General features: G+C 58.2%; 14 protein-coding genes. 11 read left to right on the plus strand and 3 right to left on the minus strand.

The window, feature by feature from the left end; translation table 11 throughout:
• The first annotated feature begins 147 nt into the window (after window positions 1–147).
• From BN1123_RS04170 to pbpC, 3 genes are all read left to right on the plus strand, one after another.
• The gene (locus BN1123_RS04170; RefSeq protein WP_042025510.1) at window positions 148–807 is read left to right on the plus strand and encodes a DedA family protein; all 660 of its coding nucleotides are present in this window, start codon (window positions 148–150) and stop codon (window positions 805–807) included.
• A gap of 213 nt (window positions 808–1,020) precedes the next feature.
• Window positions 1,021–5,841: an alpha-2-macroglobulin family protein gene (locus BN1123_RS04175; RefSeq protein ID WP_412149485.1), complete on the plus strand. Its 4,821-nt coding sequence runs from the start codon at window positions 1,021–1,023 to the stop codon at window positions 5,839–5,841.
• Between the two features lie 10 nt (window positions 5,842–5,851).
• A complete protein-coding gene (gene pbpC, locus BN1123_RS04180; protein WP_042025558.1) occupies window positions 5,852–8,251 on the plus strand; it encodes a penicillin-binding protein 1C in 2,400 nt (799 codons plus the stop codon).
• 16 nt (window positions 8,252–8,267) lie between these two features.
• Here pbpC and BN1123_RS04185 read toward each other — a convergent pair whose 3' ends face one another.
• Window positions 8,268–9,227 (minus strand): hypothetical protein, encoded by a 960-nt coding sequence (locus BN1123_RS04185; protein ID WP_042025512.1) that lies wholly within the window; start codon window positions 9,225–9,227, stop codon window positions 8,268–8,270.
• Window positions 9,228–9,404: 177 nt separating this feature from the next.
• Here BN1123_RS04185 and thiI point away from each other — a divergent pair, with 177 nt between their 5' ends.
• Window positions 9,405–10,853 (plus strand): tRNA uracil 4-sulfurtransferase ThiI, encoded by a 1,449-nt coding sequence (gene thiI / locus BN1123_RS04190; RefSeq protein WP_042025513.1) that lies wholly within the window; start codon window positions 9,405–9,407, stop codon window positions 10,851–10,853.
• Window positions 10,854–10,927: 74 nt separating this feature from the next.
• Here thiI and BN1123_RS04195 read toward each other — a convergent pair whose 3' ends face one another.
• Window positions 10,928–11,320 carry a hypothetical protein gene (locus BN1123_RS04195; RefSeq protein WP_042025514.1) on the minus strand — a complete coding sequence of 131 codons (393 nt, stop codon included), beginning with the start codon at window positions 11,318–11,320 and terminating at the stop codon, window positions 10,928–10,930.
• Window positions 11,321–11,413: 93 nt separating this feature from the next.
• Window positions 11,414–12,049: a trimeric intracellular cation channel family protein gene (locus BN1123_RS04200; RefSeq protein WP_042025559.1), complete on the minus strand. Its 636-nt coding sequence runs from the start codon at window positions 12,047–12,049 to the stop codon at window positions 11,414–11,416.
• A 411-nt stretch (window positions 12,050–12,460) separates the two neighbouring features.
• Between BN1123_RS04200 and BN1123_RS04205 the strand changes: the two genes are divergently transcribed.
• From BN1123_RS04205 to BN1123_RS04240, 7 genes are all read left to right on the plus strand, one after another.
• Window positions 12,461–13,324, plus strand: a complete 864-nt coding sequence (locus tag BN1123_RS04205; RefSeq protein ID WP_042025515.1) for a flagellin N-terminal helical domain-containing protein — start codon at window positions 12,461–12,463, stop codon at window positions 13,322–13,324.
• A 765-nt stretch (window positions 13,325–14,089) separates the two neighbouring features.
• Window positions 14,090–14,947, plus strand: coding sequence for a flagellin N-terminal helical domain-containing protein (locus BN1123_RS04215; RefSeq protein WP_042025518.1), 858 nt, complete (start codon window positions 14,090–14,092; stop codon window positions 14,945–14,947).
• A 38-nt stretch (window positions 14,948–14,985) separates the two neighbouring features.
• The gene (locus BN1123_RS04220; RefSeq protein ID WP_156130352.1) at window positions 14,986–15,417 is read left to right on the plus strand and encodes a flagellar protein FlaG; all 432 of its coding nucleotides are present in this window, start codon (window positions 14,986–14,988) and stop codon (window positions 15,415–15,417) included.
• Window positions 15,418–15,429: 12 nt separating this feature from the next.
• On the plus strand, window positions 15,430–16,824 hold the full coding sequence (fliD, locus tag BN1123_RS04225) for a flagellar filament capping protein FliD (protein WP_042025519.1): 1,395 nt from the start codon (window positions 15,430–15,432) through the stop codon (window positions 16,822–16,824).
• Window positions 16,825–16,843: 19 nt separating this feature from the next.
• Window positions 16,844–17,269: a flagellar export chaperone FliS gene (gene fliS / locus BN1123_RS04230; RefSeq protein ID WP_042025520.1), complete on the plus strand. Its 426-nt coding sequence runs from the start codon at window positions 16,844–16,846 to the stop codon at window positions 17,267–17,269.
• Window positions 17,269–17,571: a hypothetical protein gene (locus BN1123_RS04235; RefSeq protein WP_042025521.1), complete on the plus strand. Its 303-nt coding sequence runs from the start codon at window positions 17,269–17,271 to the stop codon at window positions 17,569–17,571. The genes fliS and BN1123_RS04235 overlap by 1 nt, the downstream gene beginning before the upstream one ends.
• Window positions 17,571–19,676, plus strand: a complete 2,106-nt coding sequence (locus BN1123_RS04240; RefSeq protein ID WP_042025522.1) for a motility associated factor glycosyltransferase family protein — start codon at window positions 17,571–17,573, stop codon at window positions 19,674–19,676. Before BN1123_RS04235 ends, BN1123_RS04240 begins: the two co-directional genes overlap by 1 nt.
• Window positions 19,677–19,757 lie beyond the last annotated feature (81 nt).

Genomic DNA, 19,757 nt, shown 5'->3' on the forward strand with positions numbered 1-19,757 from the left:
ATACCCGTCATTCAGTCCCCTCATCCGGCCTGCAACAGATAGACACACTTTTTTTGCTGACATTGTGAAAAATTAACGTGTTGTTCAGGGGCGTGCGGCTATAACGCGAGCCTTGTACACGAGAAACAGTGTGGTAGGGAGTGTGACATGCTGGATATGCTGATCGCCATTTGGCATCAGGACTTTGATGCACTGATTCAGATGCAGGCCGTGCCTATGCTGATCGGCTGCCTGATGCTGGTGCTGCTGCTGGAATCCGCCTTCGTCTTTCTGCCCCTGCCGGGAGACAGCCTGGTGCTGCTGGCCGGTGGCCTGGTCGGGATGGGAGTCTTTGGCCCCGAAGTCACCCTCGGTTATCTGCCGCTGGCGGCGGGGATTGGCTCCGTGCTCGCCTATCTGCAAGGACGGGCGCTGCAGCGCACTCGCTTCATGGACCATATCGAACGAATGCTGCCCGCCGAGAGTTTGCCAAGGGCAACCAACCTGTTGAAACGATATGGTTTTCTGGCCATGTTCTCGTCCCGCTTCATCCCGTTCGTGCGGGTGCTGACTCCCATGCTGATGGGGATTGGCCGCCTGAGCGTGCTGCGCATGTGCATCGCCAGCTTCGCCAGCGCCTTTCTGTGGGCGCTTTGCCTGAGCCTGGTGGGCAAGCTGGCGATGAAAACCTCCTTCTTCGCCCATCACAGCGAGCTGCTGACTCGCCTGCTGCTGATCGCCTCCCTGGTGCTCTTCCTCGCTGCCGTCATGGCCATTCTCTTTCGCTGGTTCAAGGGGGGAGCGAAGAGGGAGACGACCCACGAGTAACGGATAATCTTGACTCCCGCTGGTGGCGTGCGGCGGTTGTCTGCCAAGGGATCGCCGCGTCGGTAATGGGCTTTGTGTCGAGGGGGCGGGATGCCTTATCCTGTTCCCTGTCACGCTGCCATGGCAGCGCTTTACCCCGGGATGGATCCTATGCGCCTCTTTACCCTTCGCCCTGTTTTCCACCACGCCGTCCGTTCACCCTCTTTCCCCTTTATGCGCCGCGCAGCGGCCCTGCTGTTGGCGGGGATCACCGGTCTGCTGTTGGCCGGCTGCGGTCCGGACAAGCCCGCGACTACGGCAGAGGCTCCCGCAGCGCAACAAGAGATTGGGGCGCCGGACGCCGTGGTGCAAGCCAATGCCCGTCAATATCGGGATGCACCGGCGCTGGCGCTGGTTTTCTCCGGTCCGCTCACCCCCAGCGCAAGCTGGCAGCGCTGGCTTGCGGTGAGCGAGGGGGGCAAGCAAGTGCAGGGGGAGTGGATCCTGGCCGATGATGGCCGCACCCTCTATTTCCCGAACGTGCAGCCCGACAAGCGTTACGAGGTGACCCTCAAGGCTGGGCTGGGCCCGTCTCCCCAGAGCTGGATCCTCAAGACCCGGCCACTGGAAGCGGGGGCCTCCTTTACCGCCAGCGGTATGGTGTTGCCGCTGCGCGACGAGCTGCGCCTGCCCATCAGCGCGGTCAACGTAGACGAGGTCAATATCGACTTCTTTCGGGTCGATGCCGCCTATCTGCCGCGCTTTCTGGTCGAGTACAGACCCGGTTCCGGCATGGGCAACTGGGAGCTCGAACAGATCACCAAGCGGGCCAAACGGGTGTTCAGCGGTCGCTATGCGCTGGAGCTGGATCCCAACCGTCGCGAAACCCGCCTCATCAATGTGAAAGAGCCCCAGCTGGCCGAGGCCGGCGTCTATTTTGCGGTGATGTCCCCCCTTGGCAACTACGACTGGCGCAAGGAGACCACCTATTTCGCGGTGAGCGACATGGGGCTCAGTGCCCGTCGCTATCGGGATCGGCTGGAGGTGTTTGTCAGTTCGCTGGCAACGGCCGACCCACTCAAGGATGTGCAACTCTCTCTGCTCGACGAGAAGGGCAACCGGCTGCAGGTGCACGCCACCGACAATCGCGGTCATCGCCGGTTCGATCAGGTGCAGGGAGCCCGCTTGCTGCTGGCGGAGCAGGGCAAGCATCTGGCAGTGCTGCGTCTCGATGGTGCGGCGCTTGACCTCTCCACCTTCGATCTTGGAACCCAACCCTGGCAGGCCCAGCAGTTGTATCTGTTCAGCGGGCGCGATCTCTATCGTCCCGGTGAGCGGCTTGACAGCGAGATCCTGCTCAAAGGGCAGGATGGCCAGCTGCTGCCGGGGATGGCGGTGGAGCTGGAAGTGAAACAGCCGGACGGCCAGCTGCTCGAACAAAAACGGCTGCTGCCGGACAACCTGGGCGCCGCCCACTACGGCCTGCGTCTGCCGATGGATGCGCCGCTCGGGCGCTGGACCATCAACCTCAAGACCGCCGCTGGCAGTCGCTTCGAGTGGCCTTTTCTGGTGGAGGAATTTCTGCCTGAACGGTTGAAACTGCAGCTTGGCAAGGGGCCGGATGGTGAAGTCACGGATCTGGACGCCGCCCTCACCCTGCCGCTCAGGGGGGATTACCTCTACGGCGCGCCAGCGAGTGCCACCAGGGCGAAGGCGGAGGTGAAGATAAGCCGCGCCACCATGCCCTTTACCCGGTGGCAGGAGTTCACCCTGGGAGACGTGCTGCTCGGCGAGCAGGCCAAGGCGCTCGATCCCGTCAATCTCACTCTCAATGAGCAGGGACAGGGGACCGTTTCGCTGGCAGATGAACTCGACGGCGTGCGTGCCCTTGGCCCGCTGGAGGTGGCCTATCGGGTGTCGCTCTCCGAGCCTGGCGGCCGCGCCGTCAATCGCAGCCGCACCCAGTATGGCTGGCCCGAGGGGAGCCAGTGGCCGGCGCTCAAGGCCGATTTTGTGGCTGATCGGGTGGAGGGAGGCAGGCCGCTGCCGTTCCAGATCCTCAACCTCGATAAACAAGGGCAACCGGTGGCGGGTGAGGTGAAGGTGCGTCTCATCAACGAATACCGCGACTACTACTGGCACTATGCCGATGGGGAGGGGTGGAAGTACGAGTTCAACAGCCAGCCCTATCTGGAACAGGAGCAGACCCTGCAGCTTGACGGCAAGGGGCCGACGTCTCTCAGTCTGACGTTGGCGGCGGGCTGGTATCGCCTCGAGGTGGAAAATAGCCAGGGCCATCAATCCAGTCTGCGGCTGGAGATCGGCAGCTACGCCTGGGGCGGTGGTGGCGAGCAGGCGCGGCCCGACAAGATCGCCATCACCCTCGACAAGCGCGCCTATCAGGCCGGTGACAAGGCAAAAGTGACTCTGGTGGCGCCGCGCCCGGGCAAGGGGTTGCTGCTGGTGGAGGATGGTGACGGTCTGCGCTGGTGGCAGCGTATCGAGCTAAAAGCCGAAGGTAGTGAAAAAGAGGGGCGTGGCGAGTTCGAGATCCCCGTCAGTCCCGAGTGGCAGCGTCATGATTTGCATATCTCGGCCCAGATCGCCGCACCGGATAGCGACTCCAAACCGGCCAGCAGCCAGCAAGGGCAGAGCCTGCGCTCGGTCGGGCTGGTGCCGCTGACCCTGGACAGGGAGTCCCGCCGCCTGCCGCTCACCCTGAGTGCGCCGGACAAGGCGGTACCGCTAACCCGTCTTGAGGTGACCGCTACCTCGACCCCGAATAGCCAGGGGCGGGTGGTGCTGGCGGCGGTGGATCGGGGCGTGCTCAACATCAGCGACTATCGCCCCCTCGATCCGTTCGAGCTCTTCTTCGGTCGCAAGCGCTTCGCCCAAGATTTGTTCGACAACTACGGGCAAGTGATCCCGCCGCAGGATGGCAAGCTGGCCCGCCTCAACTATGGGGGCGACCGGGCGCCGCTGAAAAAGGGCGGCGCGCTGGAGAGCCGGGTCGAGATCGCCGCGCTCTGGAGCGGCGAGGTGAGTTTTGACGAGCAGGGCATGGCGCTGATCCCGCTCGAACTGCCCAATTTCAACGGCGAGCTGGCGCTGATGGCGCTGGCCTGGAACGAGCAGCAGGTGGGGCAGGCAGAGCGCGCCGTCAAGGTGGTGGCGCCGCTGGTGGCCGAGATAGGCTGGCCGCGCTTTGGCGCGAGAGGCGATGAGACCCGCGCCTTGGTGCAACTGCGCAACATGAGCGGCGAGGATCAGACCCTCTCCCTTGATTGGACCCTGAATGGTGGGCTTAAGGCGAACGGCAATCTGCCCAGCACCCTTTCCCTTAAAAATGGCGAGGAGCAGTGGCTGACCCTGCCGCTCACGGTGACCGGAGCGAGCGGGGTAGCGCGTTTGCAACTCGCCGCCAGCGGCAAGGATATCGCGATAAGCCGCGATTGGTCGCTGCCACTGCGCTCTCCCTGGCCGGCCCAGACTCGCCAGCGCTACCAGATGCTGGCCCCCGGCCAGCAGATGAGTTTTGCGCCAGACGAGCTGGCCGGGCTGGATGGCGCCAATTTGCAGGGGCTGCTCAGCCTCTCCGGTACGCCCCCCTGGGATCCGGCCGCCCAGTGGCAGGCGCTGGCCGATTATCCTTACGCCTGTCTGGAGCAGACCCTGTCGCGCGCCTGGCCCTATCTGCTCACTACGGCAGAGGAGCGCAAGAGCTGGTCTAAAGGTTTGCCCAAGGCCGACAAACCGCTGAGCGAGGCGGAGCTGCAGCGCGCCTTGCTCCAGCGTTTGCAGCGGTTGCAACTGCCAAGCGGCGGCTTTGGCCTCTGGGACGGCCGCTCCGACGAGGAGCAGTGGCTCACCACCTATGCCGCCGACTACCTGCTGGCTCGCCAGGAGGTCGGCGATGCTGTGCCGGAGGCCATGTTGAGCCAGGCCCTCAAGCGCCTGCAGAGCTACCTCACCGACAGCCAGTACTGGGAGCGCTGGAGCAGTGCCCCCGAGCACAGCCGCTTGGCCTATCAGGCTTATAGCGCCTATGTGCTGGCGCGGGTGGGCAAGGCGCCGCTCGCTACCCTGCGGCTTATCTGGGAGCAGCAGGCGGATCACGCCCGCTCCGGTCTGCCGCTGTTGCACCTCTCGCTGGCCTTCTCGGCCATGGGGGATGAACAGAATGCTGCCAGAGCCCTCGACCGGGCACTGACCACCGAGCGTGCTGACGGCTATCTGGGGGATTATGGCTCTGCGCTGCGCGACCAGGCCCTTGAGCTCTCCCTGCTGCGCCGGCACAAGCTGGCGGAAGATCGCTGGTCAGCCCTCAGTGCCCAGGTGGCCGATACCCTGGCCCATCGTCAGTGGCTCAGCACTCAGGAGCGGCTCGCCCTGCTACGACTCGCCCGCTTCGACCCGGCCGTCGACTGGCAGGCTAGGGTAACTTCCTCGCTTGGCAGTGGATCCCTGAGCGGTTCGGCTCCGCTGCAGCGGGGTGCCCCAGAGGCGCTGGCGGCGAGTACCGTCACCAACGAGGGCAAGGGATCTCTCTATGTGCAGCGCACCCTGATTGGCTACCCCGAGCAGGCTCCTGCCCGGTTGAGTCAGGGGATAAGCGTGACCCGCAGCTGGTTCAATGCCGATGGCCAGCGTTTCGATCCGGCCAAGGTGAAGGTGGGCGATCTGGTGGTGGTGCGACTCAACGTCAGCAGTGAATCGGCGGTGCCCGATGCCCTGCTGGTGGAGATGGTGCCCGCTGGCTTCGAGCTGGAGAACCCGGCCCTTGGCAACAGCATCAAGCTGGAAGAGCTCTCCATCGAGGGGAAACCGGCGTGGCAGAGCGAGTGGAACGACTACCTCAAGCATCAGGAGTTTCGCGACGACCGCTACACGGCAGCGCTGGATCTGAGCGAGGGGAGCAACCAGCAGCTGGTCTACCTGATGCGGGCGGTGACGCCGGGTCGCTATCAGGTGCCGCCGACCCAGGTGGAGGATATGTACCGCCCCGAGCTCAGGGCCGTGGGTGAGGATATCCACGAGGTAACTATCTCTGAGTAGCTGGCGCTTGATGGGTCGCAGACGCTCTCTGGGCAACGACCCCTCCCTTGAGCGGGTTCGCCCGCTCACTTTCTGGCAGCGTGGCTGGCTGAAATTGGGTCGCAGTGGTCGCGCCTGTCGGCGCTGGCTTGGCTGTCTGCCGCGCTGGCTGCGCTACTCGGGGCTGGGGGCTATTGTCCTGCTCCTGTCGCTGCTGGCGCTGGATCGGATCTTCCCGCCGCCGCCACTCGACCCTGCCTATGCACGAGTGGTGCTCGACATGAAGGGGAGGCCGCTGCGCGCCTTTGCCGATACCAGCGGGGTATGGCGCTATCCGGTGACTTTGGATCAGGTCTCCCCCCGTTATATCGAGGCGCTGCTGGGCTACGAGGATCGCTATTTCTGGCGCCATCCCGGGGTCAATCCGGTGGCCATGGTGCGCGGGGTCTGGTTGTGGCTGCGCCACGGGCGGGCGGTATCGGGAGGCTCGACCCTCACCATGCAGGTGGCCCGCTTGCTCGAACCCTATCACAGGAGCGTGCCCGGCAAGCTGCGCCAGATGGCGCGGGCGCTGCAGCTGGAGTGGCACTACGACAAGCGCACCCTGCTCACCGTCTACCTCAACCGGGCGCCCTTTGGTGGCAATCTGGAAGGCGTCCAGGCGGCGAGCTTTGCCTATCTTGGCAAGAGCGCCGCCAAGCTCACCCATGCCGAGGCGGCCCTGCTGGCTGTGCTGCCCCAGGCCCCCAGCCGTTATCGGCCGGACAGGCATCCCGAGCGGGCCCGCGCCGCCCGTGACAAGGTGATGCTACGGCTGGTCAGGCAGGGCGCCTGGCCCGAGGCCGTGTGGCGGGAGGGACGCATCGAACCTGTGCTGGCCCGCGCCCGTTTCACCCCGATGGAGGCGCCGCTGTTTGCCCGCCTCGCCGCCGCCAGTCAGCCGGGGGCCTTGGTGCACACCACCATAGATGGCGATCTGCAGCGTTGGCTGGAGGGGCGGGTAGAGAGCTATATCCGCCGCTTCCCCGAGCAGACTTCCGCCGCGCTGCTGCTCGTCGACAACCGGACCATGGCGGTGCGTGCCTATGTAGGCAGCGCCGAGTATGGCAATTTGCGCCGCCACGGTTATCTGGACATGGTGCAGGCGATCCGCTCCCCCGGCTCCACCCTCAAGCCCTTCATCTATGGCCTGGCGCTGGATGAGGGACTGGTTCATTCGGCCTCTCTGCTCTCCGATGCGCCAAGGCTTGGGGCTGACTATCGCCCCGCCAACTTCACCGGCGCCTTTCAGGGGCCGGTGACCCTGACTCGGGCCCTGCAGCAATCCCTCAACGTACCGGCGGTGCAGGTGCTGGAGGCACTTGGGGCCGACAAGCTGGTCAGTCGGCTCGACAATGCCGGGGTGAGGCTGGCGCTCTCGGACAAACCCAACCCGGCCATTGCGCTCGGGGCGGCGGGGATCCGGCTCGAGCAGCTGGTGGCGCTCTACAGCGCGCTGACCCGGCAGGGGCAGGTGGCGATGCCGGTCTGGCTGGCAGATCAGCAGGCAGTGTCGCGCCCCTTGCTGAGCCCGGGGGCCGCCTGGATCATCTGGCAGATCCTGAGCGCTCAGGGGCGGGCGGATCAGCCCTTTGCCAGCGAGGCGACCGGTCGGGTCAACCGGCTGGCCTGGAAGACCGGTACCAGCTATGGCTATCGCGACAGCTGGGCGCTGGGGGTCTCCGGTCGCTGGACCCTGGGGGTCTGGCTCGGGCGCCCTGACGGCACCCCCATGCCCGGTTTCTACGGCCAGAGCGCGGCGGTGCCGCTGCTGCTCTCGGTTTACTCGCGGCTCGGTGACGACAGTCCCTTGCCGGTGCAGCCCAACACGGTGAGCGAGGCCGAGATTTGCTGGCCGCTGGGGCGGCGGGCGAGCACTACCCTGCCGGAGACCTGCCTGCAACGACAGAGTGCCTGGCTGCTGGAGGAGCGGGATCCCCCCACCTTGCCCGATCCGCTGGACTGGCCTTCGCCGCTGCGTCAGGTTGCGCTGACCGATCAGGGGAAACCCACCATGCCCCGTTGCCGCGAGGCCGCAGGCTCAGGCTGGCGGGCGCTCTGGCCGCTCTCGCTGGAGCCCTGGCGGGCTTTTGGCGAGCGGCGGCAAGCAGTGTTGGCAGGCGGCTGTGCGGGAGAGGCGGCGCGAACCGAGTTGCAGGCGCCCATCCGCATCCTGGCACTGGGGGAGGGGAACCTTATCCGCAGCGAACGTTACCGCTTGCAGCCCAGGGTGCTGGGTGGGGTGGGTAAACCGTTCTGGTTTCTCAACGGTCAGCGGCTGCGCTGGGACGGGGATCAGGTGCTGAGCAAGGCGGGCCGTTACCAGCTGGTGGTGGTGGACGAGGCGGGCAACAGCGATCGCATCGAATTTCGCCTGGAAAATCCCTCCTGATCGGGAGGGAGTACGCTCAGGATTTGACCTGCCCCAGGCGGGTGAAGAAGTGCTGGCTCTTGCGCTGGTGGAAGTGGCTCTTCTTGATGGAGTGAAACACCAGATTGCTGCCTGGGTGGCTCGCCTTGAGGCGGTGGATCATCGCCATGGCGGGTAGACTGGTGCTGATCATGGTGGTGAGGGGCAGGCTTCGGGTTTGTGGCCCCAGCAGTTGGTTGAGTGCCTGCTGGGCCTGCTCGAATCGCGTCAGTGCTGCGGGTTCCGGGTATCCGCTGCCGAGCATGGCGAGCAAGCCGTCGAGGGCCTGATGAAACTCGGCCAGCTGCTGGCGAAAACCGCTGCGCCCACGCAGGGCGATGAGCTCCGCAAACGGGATCTCGTTCAAGTGAGTGGGCACTTGCAACGGGATCTCCAGATGGAAGCAATCCTGGCCGCCCCGGTTGTGGTAGCGGGATTCGAGCAGGTGGAGCAGCCGGTCCAGATAGTCGTGATCGGTGATGAGGACCCCCTCATTGGCGAGTGCCCACTCACGGGCGAGCCGCATGGAGAGCAGGTTGGCAAAGCGTCGCGCCATCCTGATCCCTCCCTCGTCCCGGCTGGCAAAGCCTTTGTCGAGGCAAAAACCGTGCAAGCGCTCCAGGCCTGCCTGGGCCGGGCAGAAGCAGTCGTGATTGGCGCTTTGACGCCAGCGTGCGATGAGCTCCTTGTTGCCAAACACCTTGTGGCGGACAAAATCGGGGGTGATAAGGCCGCCGAGCTGACTCTCCAGCTGGGGGGTGATGGCGGCAAAGAAGGCGGGTTCCGGCCGCTCTGCCAGCAGATCCGTCTCTGTTTCGAGGGTCTCCAGCAGGGCGGTCAGGCCACTTTTCTCGCTGACGGTGAAGACGAAGGCGAGCCGCTCCAGATAGAGCAGGGCAAACTTGAGCCAGAGCTCGTCACGTACCTCCATGCCGGGGTAGTAGATATAGGTCTTCATCGGATCAATCTGTTGTCGGGATCTTGCCAGGGCGCAGGGTCGGGAATATACGCAAAATCGCCGCCGTGCGGCAAACATTGCGTGGTGGTCTGTGAGCAAACGCTCATCCAGTAGGCGCTGGACACAAAGTTCTGATATAATTCGCGCCCTTAAATCAAGGTCACCCGAGTCATTACCATGAAGTTCATTATCAAGCTGTTCCCGGAAATCACCATCAAGAGCAAGTCGGTTCGCCAGCGTTTCATCAAGATCCTGCAGGGCAACATCCGCAACGTCCTGCGACGCTTCGACGACGACGCCCGGGTGCGCATGGACTGGGACAAGCTGATCGTGAGCTCGCGCAATGACCAGTTCCGCGACCAGGCCATAGAGGCACTCGCCTGCATTCCCGGCATCCAGTCCTTCCTCGAGGTGCAGGCCAGCAAGTTCACCGATTTGCACGACATCTTCGAGCAGGTCAAGGCGGTATGGGGCGACCAGCTCAAGGGCAAGACCTTCTGCGTGCGTGCCAAGCGCCACGGCAAGCACGAGTTCTCCTCTCTTGAAATTGAACGCTATGTAGGTGGTGGCCTGAACCAGCACTGCGAGAGCAACGGCGTGCGCCTGAAGAACCCGGATGTGAAGATCAACCTCGAGATCGATGGTGAGGAGCTGTTCATCGTCAGCGCCATCCATCAGGGCTTGAGTGGCATGCCCATCGCCACCCAGGAGGACGTGTTGAGCCTCATCTCCGGCGGTTTTGACTCGGGCGTCGCCTCCTTCCAGTTCATCAAGCGCGGCTGCCGCGTGCACTACTGCTTCTTCAATCTGGGCGGCGCGGCCCACGAGATCGGTGTCAAGCAGGTGGCTTATCACTTGTGGAACCGCTTCGGCTCCTCCCACCGGGTGCGCTTCACCGCGGTGGACTTCGAGCCGGTGGTGGCCGAGATCCTCGAGAAGATCGACAACGGCCAGATGGGCGTAGTGCTTAAGCGGATGATGATGCGTGCCGCCGCCAAGGTGGCCGACGAGTTCCAGATCCCGGCGTTGGTGACCGGCGAGTGTGTGGGCCAGGTCTCCAGCCAGACCCTCACCAACCTGAACGTGATCGACCGGGTGACCGACAAGGTGATCCTGCGCCCGCTGATCACCTGGGACAAGCCGGACATCATCAGCGAAGCGCGCCGCATCGGTACCCTGGAGTTTGCCGAGACCATGCCCGAGTACTGCGGCGTCATCTCCAAGAAGCCGACCGTGAAGGCGGATCTTGCCCGCATCGAAGCGGAAGAGGCCAACTTCGACTTCGCCATCCTGGACAAGGTGGTAAGCGAGGCTCGCTACCTCGACATCCGTCGCATCGGTGAGGAGACCGCCGCCGAGGTGCAGGAAGTGGAGACCACCGCCTCGACCGGTGACAACGAGGTGATCCTAGATATCCGCTCCATGGATGAACACGAAGAGAAGCCGCTGCTGGTGGAAGGGCGCGAGGTGCAGCATATTCCCTTCTTCAAGCTGGCTACCGCCTTTGGCGACTTGCCGAAAGAGAAGACCTACCTGCTTTACTGCGATCGCGGCGTGATGAGCAAGCTGCAGGCGCTCTACCTGAAAGAGAAGGGCTTTGACAACGTCAAGGTGTACCGTCCGTAACGGTTAAGTGACTCTTAATAAAAAAATCCGGCCAATGAGCCGGATTTTTTTATTGCACATCGTGACGGCCGCCCTCAGGGACAGGGAACCGGGGTGAAGGTGGTTTGACCTTGACAGCGCCAGCCCATTTCGGCCTGACGCATCTGCCACAGGTTGTTGCTGCGATAGAGGGTCAGGATGTAGAGCATGTCGCTCTTGTTGCCATCAAGGGCAACGGAGAGCACCAGATCGTTGTCCAGCTGTCTGGCCTGGATACGGCTGGGTATGTCGTTGTGGCCGACGAAACGCAATGCTACTTCACGATAATCATTGACCCAGCTCTGGCGTGCACTGCTTGCCTGGCGGATCTGCTGGTTGAACTGCTGTACCGGGGTTGACGCAAGACGGCCGAACAGCACCTGCGCATCGGCTTGCGCCGTTGTCGCATAGATCAGTAACAGTGAAGTGATGAGTCCAAGTTTTTGCATAAGGGATTCCGGCTTACAACACTGGATCCTATGACAACAGAAAAGCCTGCTTGGTTCAACGAACAAGGCCGGGGGGCAAGCCCCCCGCACTTGTCATTGGCTGCGCTGCAACGAGAAGGTGGGCAGTGACAGGTGCCAGTAGATGGCGGCGACCCGCAAGCCAAAGACAGTTGTCATGCAGATGAGCATGGCTGTCACCCGATCCACGTTGGCCTCCAGCGCCAGGGTATAGAGAATGCCCCCCAGGATGCAGGCGGTGGCATAGATCTCCTTTTGCAACACCATCGGAACTTCCCGGGCCAGCACGTCCCGGATCATGCCGCCAGCGACCCCTGTCATGGTACCCATGATCACCGAGATGAGCCCGGGGGTACCGAAGTTGAGGGCCTTCTGGGCGCCGATCACGGTAAACAGGGCAAGCCCGAAGGCATCGGCTACCGGCAATACGTACCAGGGCATGCGTCTGGGTAACTTGACCATCCACATGCCTACAAGTGCCGTGACGATCACCACCCAGATATAGAGGGGATCGCGTACCCAGAATACAGGGGTGGCCCCCAGGATCATGTCGCGGATGGTGCCACCGCCGATGGCGGTGACGGCGGCCAGCACCATGACGCCGAAGCCGTCCATCCTTAGCCTCCCTGCAACCAACACTCCCGAAAACGCGAATACCGCAGTACCAAACATGTCGCTGATATAAACAATCTGCTCAACCAGTGTCTGCATGGAGAACAACTTACGTCCAGTTATTGATGGGGTCGCGATTTTAGGGGGCGCGCCGCCTCTGACCAATGGGCGTCTGCAAGAAGTGGGAGCCAGACCAAGTTTTTGTCAGCAGCGACATGGATTGTGAAGCTTGTGCGGCGGGGGAGCTGGTGTGTAAAGGGATATGATGATGCCCGTGTGAAACCAGTCCTTCTTTGTTTCATGCATTCGTTGAAGGATGGATAGCATTTTTTTCCTCAAGTAAAGAGAGAACATGCCGATAAATAGGGTAGGCGGCGCTAATGCGATGAAGCGTTAAAAAAACTGCTAAAGACATCGAAAAAGCAGCCGTTAAATAAGACGCATCAGGCAGGAAAAACAATAAAGCCTGAGTAAATAAAAGAGCAAATTTAATAGCTTAGGAGAATAGTCATGAGTATGTATGTAAATACCAACGTTTCGAGCATCAATGCTCAGCGTAACCTGCGTAATAGCAATATCAATCTGGATACCGCCTATCAGCGTCTGTCATCCGGCCTGCGTATCAACAGCGCCAAGGACGATGCCGCCGGTCTGCAGATCTCCAACCGTCTGACCTCCCAAATCAACGGTTTGAATCAGGGTAACCGTAACGCAAATGACGGCATCTCCCTGGCGCAAACCGCAGAAGGGGCGATGGAAGAGATCACCGGCATGCTGCAGCGGATGCGTACCCTGTCTCAACAATCCGCCAACGGTTCCAACAACACCGATGACCGGGTTGCCTTGCAGCAAGAGGTGAACCAGCTCTCTACCGAGATTGACCGTATCGCTGGTGATACCACCTTCGGTGGTACCAAGTTGCTCGACGGTTCATTCAACGGCACCTTCCAGGTGGGGGCAGATGCCAACCAGACCATCTCCTTCAGTCTGACCGGCTTTTCCTTCAGCATCGCCGGACTGGCCGGAGCCAATGCGGCAAACACCACTGTATTCGTGGCGGGTGCTAACGGGATTAATATCCAGACCGCATCGGCATCACAGAAAGTACTTGCGGATGTGGACAAACTCATCAAGCAGGTCGATGCCAAGCGTGCCGAGTTGGGTGCGGTACAAAACCGGATGGAATCAACCATTCGCAACCAGTCCAACATTGCGGAAAACGTCAGTGCAGCGCGAGCTCGGGTACGTGATGCAGACTTTGCGGTAGAAACTGCGAATCTGACGCAGTTCAACATCCTGCAACAAGCGGCATCAACCGTACTGGGCCAGGCGAACCAGCGACCCAATGGCGCACTGCAACTGCTGCGTGGTTAAGAATAAAAAATGAAAGGCGGTTGTTCAGGCCGCCTTTCCGGAGGACGCATCAGAGGGTGTTCGGGAAATCATGTCTCTGATAAGTCACAACACTGTAGTACACTACTAAGCTCAGCGGGGCAGTTTATAGTCTATAAACCTTCCCGCCCAATTCTCCTGAGCTAAAGCTCGTTGGCCGACCTTGATGTCGGCCTTTTTTATTTTCAACGTAACAAAGCATAACCCATGCCAGTTCTGAAATGCTTTCACCAGCGAGAAAAAGGAGTCGTACGCTTCTGCTTTATCGTGAACCGTCAAGGTTTTGAGGTGGTAGACAGATCCAGTCATCTTTTCAGGCTGTCAAATTGTTGGCTCAATGGGCGCTTGTTGCCATTGGCCCGAGTCAAAACAATGACCCTATCTTGAGTCTTTGCTTCCCTTTTCTCTGATATACATCTGTGAACATTCAGTTATTTATCTGTTTTGAACCAAAGGTAGCCGATGTGTTTGAGCTGCTCTTTGGGGGCGGATTGATCTGAGGGGGGCAATTATTTGCCGCAGGCGGCAAAAAAAAGACTAAAGCTTCGTTCTGCGTGGCCGTTAACCAAGGTAAGCAAAAGATTGGGTGTTCGGGACTCCTGGATTTTGCGGTGTGGTGGGTGATTGTCCGTTCAAACAATCCCCACTGGTCGAGAGTAGACGGGCTCGTTCAACCCTCTACTCCCGGATTGCAACAAGGCTGATGTAAGCGAGGCCTGCAGTCTGTATCGATTGGGAGATTAAATCATGGCTATGTTTATTAACACCAACGTGTCCTCGCTGAACGCTCAGCGTAACTTGATGAATACCAACAAGACACTGGACACGTCATATCAACGTTTGTCGTCCGGTCTGCGCATCAACAGCGCCAAGGATGACTCCGCCGGTCTGCAAATTTCCAACCGTCTGACCTCCCAGGTCAATGGTCTGAACCAGGGTAACCGTAACGCAAACGACGGCATCTCTCTGGCGCAAACCGCAGAAGGTGCGATGGAAGAGATCACCGGCATGCTGCAACGCATGCGGACTCTGGCACAACAGTCTGCTAACGGTTCCAACAACACCTCTGACCGTACCGCACTCCAGCAAGAAGTCGACCAACTCTCTACCGAGATCGACCGTATTGCCAGCGACACTACCTTTGGTGGTAAGAAGCTGCTGGATAGCTCCTTCAAGGGTGAATTCCAGGTGGGTGCCGATGCCAAGCAGACCATCTCCTTCAGTCTGACCGGTTTTGCATTCAACGTGGCGGGGATTGCCGGTAATGCTTCAGTCACAACCGCTTTTGCTGCCGGCGCTTCTGGGATCAACATCAGCGCTGCCTCCTCAGCGCAATCCGTGCTCGGTGCCGTCGACAAGATGATCAAGTCTGTTGACTCCAAGCGTGCAGAGCTGGGTGCGGTGCAAAACCGGATGGAATCGACCATTCGCAACCAATCCAACATCGCCGAGAACCTCTCTGCTGCTCGTGCGCGTGTACGTGATGCGGACTTCGCGGTTGAAACTGCGAACCTGACTCAGTACAACATCTTGCAGCAAGCCGCGTCGACCGTGCTGGCGCAAGCCAACCAGCGTCCGAACGGTGCATTGTCGCTGCTGCGTTGATAAGCTGATACAGGTATGGAAAGTAGTTGGAGGACATCATGGCAAATGAAGTAAACCTTGGCTCGGCCTCCTCCTATGCTTTTCCAAAAACTGAAAGCAGTAGCCGTGAGGCTACTGCTTTTGTTTTGGCGCAGCAGAAAGAGGATGTGGCGAAGAAGCGTCAACAAGAGTTGGATGAAGCTGCAAAGCAGGAAGCCGCCACCAAAGATGAAACAAAATCAGCATCTTTGGAAGAACAGGTACAAGAATTGCAGTCGATAGTATCGATCAAAGGATGGTATCTGAATATTTCCAAGGATAATGAGCTTGGCAAGACCATCGTCAAGCTGCTGGACAAGGATTCGGGAGAGGTGATCCGCCAGATCCCGAGCGAAGAGTTGCTGTCCATATCCAAGCGGTTTCGTGAACTTGAGCAGTCGGGGCTCGATGAGAGTCATCGCAAAGGGCTGCTGTTTGATAAATCTGTGTAGAGGGAGGTTTGTATGGGCTCGATAACATCTGCTGGCGTGGGATCCGGCTTGCCACTGGAAGATCTCATCAAAGCATCTTTAGATGCAAAGAAAGCCCAGTTTGAAAAACAGGTTGTGACCCGTGAGGCCAACCTGAAAACCTCGCTTTCTGGTGTCGGCAAGTTGAAATCAGCCATCGACACCTTCAATACAGCCCTTCAGAAGTTGGCAAAGCCGACCGACTTTGCGGGGCGCAAGGTCACCATAAGCCAGGATACGACCAATCCGGTGCTGAACATGACGGCGACGGATACAGCCAGTCAGGGCAAGTATGATATCCAGGTAGATCAGCTGGCCAAGGGGACCAAGCTCACGTCTCAGGCAGGGACATTCAGCTCGCCCAAAGACGTGATTGCCACTGCCGATGGCAAGTTGACCTTTACCGATGGTGACAAGTCCTTCGAGGTTGATGTCAAGGCGGGGGATACCCTCGAGCAACTGCGCAAACGGATCAATGCCAAGAGTGACAGCAATTTTGGCGTATCGGCCAACATCATCACCAGCAATGGTCAGTCCCAGCTCGTGCTGGAATCGTCCGTCACTGGCAGTAGCGGCAATCTGCAGATCACGGCCAGTACGCCAGAGCTGCAGAAATTCGATACAAGCAGTCCCTCTTCATCCTTTGATCGGGAAAATGGTGTCGATGCCAAGGTGACCATCGACGGCGTGGAGGTGACCAACTCCTCCAATACCTTTGACAACGTTATCCAGGACTTGAAGTTCACTGTACTGCGAGTCAGTGACAAGGAGTCTGACGGGGTCACCTCCAAGAAAACCAAGGTCACTGTCGAAGACAACATCGATAAAGCCAAAGAAAACATCAATAATTTCGTCAAGGCTTACAATGATTTGCAAACAACCATGGATGACTTGGGCAAAAGGCCCGTGATCGTCGGTGGTAATCGGACCGGGGACCCGGGTGAACTCGCCGGTGATCCGACGCTGTTTGCAATCCGGAATACCCTCTTTAAAGAGCTGTCCAGTGAGACAGGCAGTGGGGCCATCAAGTCGCTGTTTGATATCGGCATCAAGATGGACAAGGATGGAAAACTCTCCGTTGACTCCACAAAACTCGATGACAAATTGAAGTCGGATTTTAATGGCGTATCTGCACTGTTTTCCGGCAGTGATGGTCTGGCCAAGCGCATTGACCCGCAGATGAAGGAATATACCAAGTCTGCCGGATTGCTGGCTCAGCGTCAGGACGGGATTAATACCCAATTAAAAGACATTGCGCAGAAACGAACCGACTTCAATTCCTATATGGTGACTTATGAAGAAGGCTTGCGCAAAAAATATGCTTCACTCGATGTGATGATCGCCAAGATGAACTCTTCTTCCAATGCCTTGGCTGGCATGTTGATGTAAATTTAATTGAGACGGTGTTATGTATCAGCGAAACATTAAAGCATATAAAGCTACGTCACTTGAGGCCGAATTGTCGGTGGCCGATCCCCATCGTGTCATTCAATTGCTCATGCAGGGTTTTCTGGAGCGTTTGGCCAAGGCCAAGGGAGCCATTGAGCGCAAGGATTACGAACAAAAATCGATGCTGATTTCGTCGGCTACCGCCATATTGAATGGCCTGCAAGACTCCCTTGATATGGAACTGGGTGGCATTACCAATGATCTCTATGGCTTGTATGCCTATATGAAGGATCGTTTGCTTGATGCATCCGTGAATATGGATATCGCTGCGATTGATGAGGTCATCGGGCTGATGCTTCCCATCAAGAGTGCCTGGGATCAGGTGCCGGAAGAGGAGAAGCAAAAAGCGTATGCGATGCGCCGTGAAAGGGGAGAGCTCTCCTGATGCCTGATCTTCGCAATGAAATCATCAGGCTGACGCAACGCATCATGGTATCGCTGGGTGGTGAGGATGAAAACCTCACTACCGCTCTGATAGACGAACGACGGGCGGTGATCGACAAGTTGATTGCCCATCGTGACCCTCAAGTCGACTATAGCGAATTTGTTAAGCAGGTGTCTGAACTGGATGCTCAGATTGTCGACACGCTTTCCCAACATAAAAATGAAGTGGCTGAATCAATTTCATTGCTCAGCAGAAGCAGCAAAGCGTTGGCGTCATATAATAAAAACCGTGGAGAGTTCTAATGCCATCGTTAAATGATATCATTAATCGCTCGGAAGATGAGCTGCAACGTTTGACATTGCAACATCAGCAAGAAATTGCATTGGCACAACTAATTCCGGTTCGTTTTTCACAGAATATCGACGCCTTCCAGAAATATATTCCCTCGATAGCTGAGCAGTTTTCATCCTACAAGCCAAGCGCCGATTTTGAGATTTTTTGTATCGAGAATGGTATTGCCAATCTGCGTTGGCAGGAGAGCGGCCATATTTTATATGGCGAAGATCCATTCGATGAATGCCTGCAACAGATCGAAGCCGCATTGGCATCCGGTGGATTGATAAAATTTGGCATCGAGCGGCAATGGGATCCTTTCCAGCAGCAGCACTTTCTCTATACCAATGCATTGCAGAATGTGATTGCTGAATTTAGCAAACAGAATACCGCCAACACTGAGACTCTTCCTCACGATATTCCACTGATGCTTATGTTTGGTCTGGGCCTTGGCTATCAGTTGGGATATCTCTACGAACGCAAGAACATCGCCAATCTGTTTGTTTTTGAACCGAACCTGGATCTTTTCTACGCATCCTTGTTCTGTTTTGATTGGGCGCCATTGCTGGATTACATTGCTGAAAACAAACTGGGTATTCACATTTTTCTGGGGCAGGATGAACATGTCATCATGCAGGACCTCAAGGATGCGGTGAATAAAAAAGGTGCATTTTTATCTTCCCAAGTGTTTGGCATGTCCCACTACCAATCAGCAGTGCTCTCATCGCTACAAGCTCAAATTGCCAAAGAGTTCTATTCGCTGGCGATGGGGTGGGGATTTTTTGATGACAGCCTGTTTGGCCTCGCAAATGGCGTTGACAATATCCTTGCCGGCGCCCGTTTTCTGAGTCTGAAAAACCGACTGCCCACATCCCTCAAAAAAACGCCAGTCTTTGTCATCGCCAATGGCCCGTCGCTGGATGCGGATATCGAATTTATCAGGGCACATCAGCATCAGGCCATATTGATCGCATGCGGTACGGCAATCTCCTCGCTCTATAGGGCGGGCATTACGCCGGACATATATATTGCGGTCGAGCGGGTTAACATGGTTGCGGCACATCTTGCCCAGATGAATGCCAGCGAGTATTTGCAGGATATCCTGATGATTGCCCCGGATGTCATTCATGCCGATACCAAGCGTATGTTCAAACGATATGTGCTCGGTATTAAGGCTGACGAGCCGCTTTACGTCCTGTTGTGCAATCATTTTGACTGGGCGGCAGAACTGCAGTGCTTGAGTTGCATCAATCCGCTGGTGGGCAACCTGGGGATCAGTTTGCCGCTGCACCTTGGTTTTGAACGCGTTTATCTATTCGGGCTTGATAATGGATTCAAATCTGCCGAGCACCATCACTCCCGCTTGAGCGGTTATTATGATGACAAGGGCAATCCTATCGCCGCTTATAAAGATATGGCGCTGGCGTTGGCTGACAATATCAGGCCTGCCAACTTTGGCGGTGAAGTGCAAACCAATCAGCTATTTTCTGCCTCTGTGATGATGGCTGAATTTCTGGTTCAGCATTGCCCGGATGCAAACATATACAACTGCTCCGATGGCGCTTTGATCAAGGGGTGTGAACCGCTGAAGAGCCGGGATATTGTGGATTTGCCACCCATGCTCGATAAGAAGGTGCTGGTTGATTATATCTACAACGACATGGCCATCTCGGTGGATACTTCCCGTGATGCGATCGAGCCGCTGCTTGACGTTGATCTGTTTGCACGGGTGATGGAGTTGATGAAACAGGATTGGGCTGCCGATTTTGCCTCACGAGCCATGCTGGTGGAGGCAATGCAACGCAGCATGGAATATATCAACGTGATCCGTGAAAGCAGGCAGTCTCATATCCACAACATACTGTTTGGCTCTCTCAACGGCATGTTTACCCTGTATCTGGCGATAGCCTATTTCAACGATGATGAAACCCTGTGCATGGCATGTGTCAATGAGCACAGGTATCTCTTTGTGGAATTTCTTGACCGTATGGGAATGATTTATCCCCATGCCCTCGATTATATCCAGGGAAGACACATCGCGGCTGTGCCAGGTTTGGCTTATCAGTTGTCATAATATTTTGACATCTTGAGCTGTCAGAACAATCAAAGCCCTCCCGTCAGAGAAGATGGAGGGCTTTTTTGTATGAGGTGTAGA

It is taken from the genome of Aeromonas enteropelogenes (genome assembly GCF_000819845.1).
In the GTDB taxonomy this organism is placed as follows: domain Bacteria; phylum Pseudomonadota; class Gammaproteobacteria; order Enterobacterales; family Aeromonadaceae; genus Aeromonas; species Aeromonas enteropelogenes.

What these genes read in the sequence shown, in the direction of transcription:
- BN1123_RS04170 (WP_042025510.1), top strand. Translation starts at nt 148, where the DNA reads ATGCTGGATATGCTGATCGCCATTTGGCATCAGGACTTTGATGCACTG.
- BN1123_RS04175 (WP_412149485.1), top strand. Translation starts at nt 1,021, where the DNA reads ATGCGCCGCGCAGCGGCCCTGCTGTTGGCGGGGATCACCGGTCTGCTG.
- pbpC (WP_042025558.1), top strand. Translation starts at nt 5,852, where the DNA reads ATGGGTCGCAGACGCTCTCTGGGCAACGACCCCTCCCTTGAGCGGGTT.
- BN1123_RS04185 (WP_042025512.1), bottom strand. Translation starts at nt 9,227, where the DNA reads ATGAAGACCTATATCTACTACCCCGGCATGGAGGTACGTGACGAGCTC.
- thiI (WP_042025513.1), top strand. Translation starts at nt 9,405, where the DNA reads ATGAAGTTCATTATCAAGCTGTTCCCGGAAATCACCATCAAGAGCAAG.
- BN1123_RS04195 (WP_042025514.1), bottom strand. Translation starts at nt 11,320, where the DNA reads ATGCAAAAACTTGGACTCATCACTTCACTGTTACTGATCTATGCGACA.
- BN1123_RS04200 (WP_042025559.1), bottom strand. Translation starts at nt 12,049, where the DNA reads ATGCAGACACTGGTTGAGCAGATTGTTTATATCAGCGACATGTTTGGT.
- BN1123_RS04205 (WP_042025515.1), top strand. Translation starts at nt 12,461, where the DNA reads ATGAGTATGTATGTAAATACCAACGTTTCGAGCATCAATGCTCAGCGT.
- BN1123_RS04215 (WP_042025518.1), top strand. Translation starts at nt 14,090, where the DNA reads ATGGCTATGTTTATTAACACCAACGTGTCCTCGCTGAACGCTCAGCGT.
- BN1123_RS04220 (WP_156130352.1), top strand. Translation starts at nt 14,986, where the DNA reads ATGGCAAATGAAGTAAACCTTGGCTCGGCCTCCTCCTATGCTTTTCCA.
- fliD (WP_042025519.1), top strand. Translation starts at nt 15,430, where the DNA reads ATGGGCTCGATAACATCTGCTGGCGTGGGATCCGGCTTGCCACTGGAA.
- fliS (WP_042025520.1), top strand. Translation starts at nt 16,844, where the DNA reads ATGTATCAGCGAAACATTAAAGCATATAAAGCTACGTCACTTGAGGCC.
- BN1123_RS04235 (WP_042025521.1), top strand. Translation starts at nt 17,269, where the DNA reads ATGCCTGATCTTCGCAATGAAATCATCAGGCTGACGCAACGCATCATG.
- BN1123_RS04240 (WP_042025522.1), top strand. Translation starts at nt 17,571, where the DNA reads ATGCCATCGTTAAATGATATCATTAATCGCTCGGAAGATGAGCTGCAA.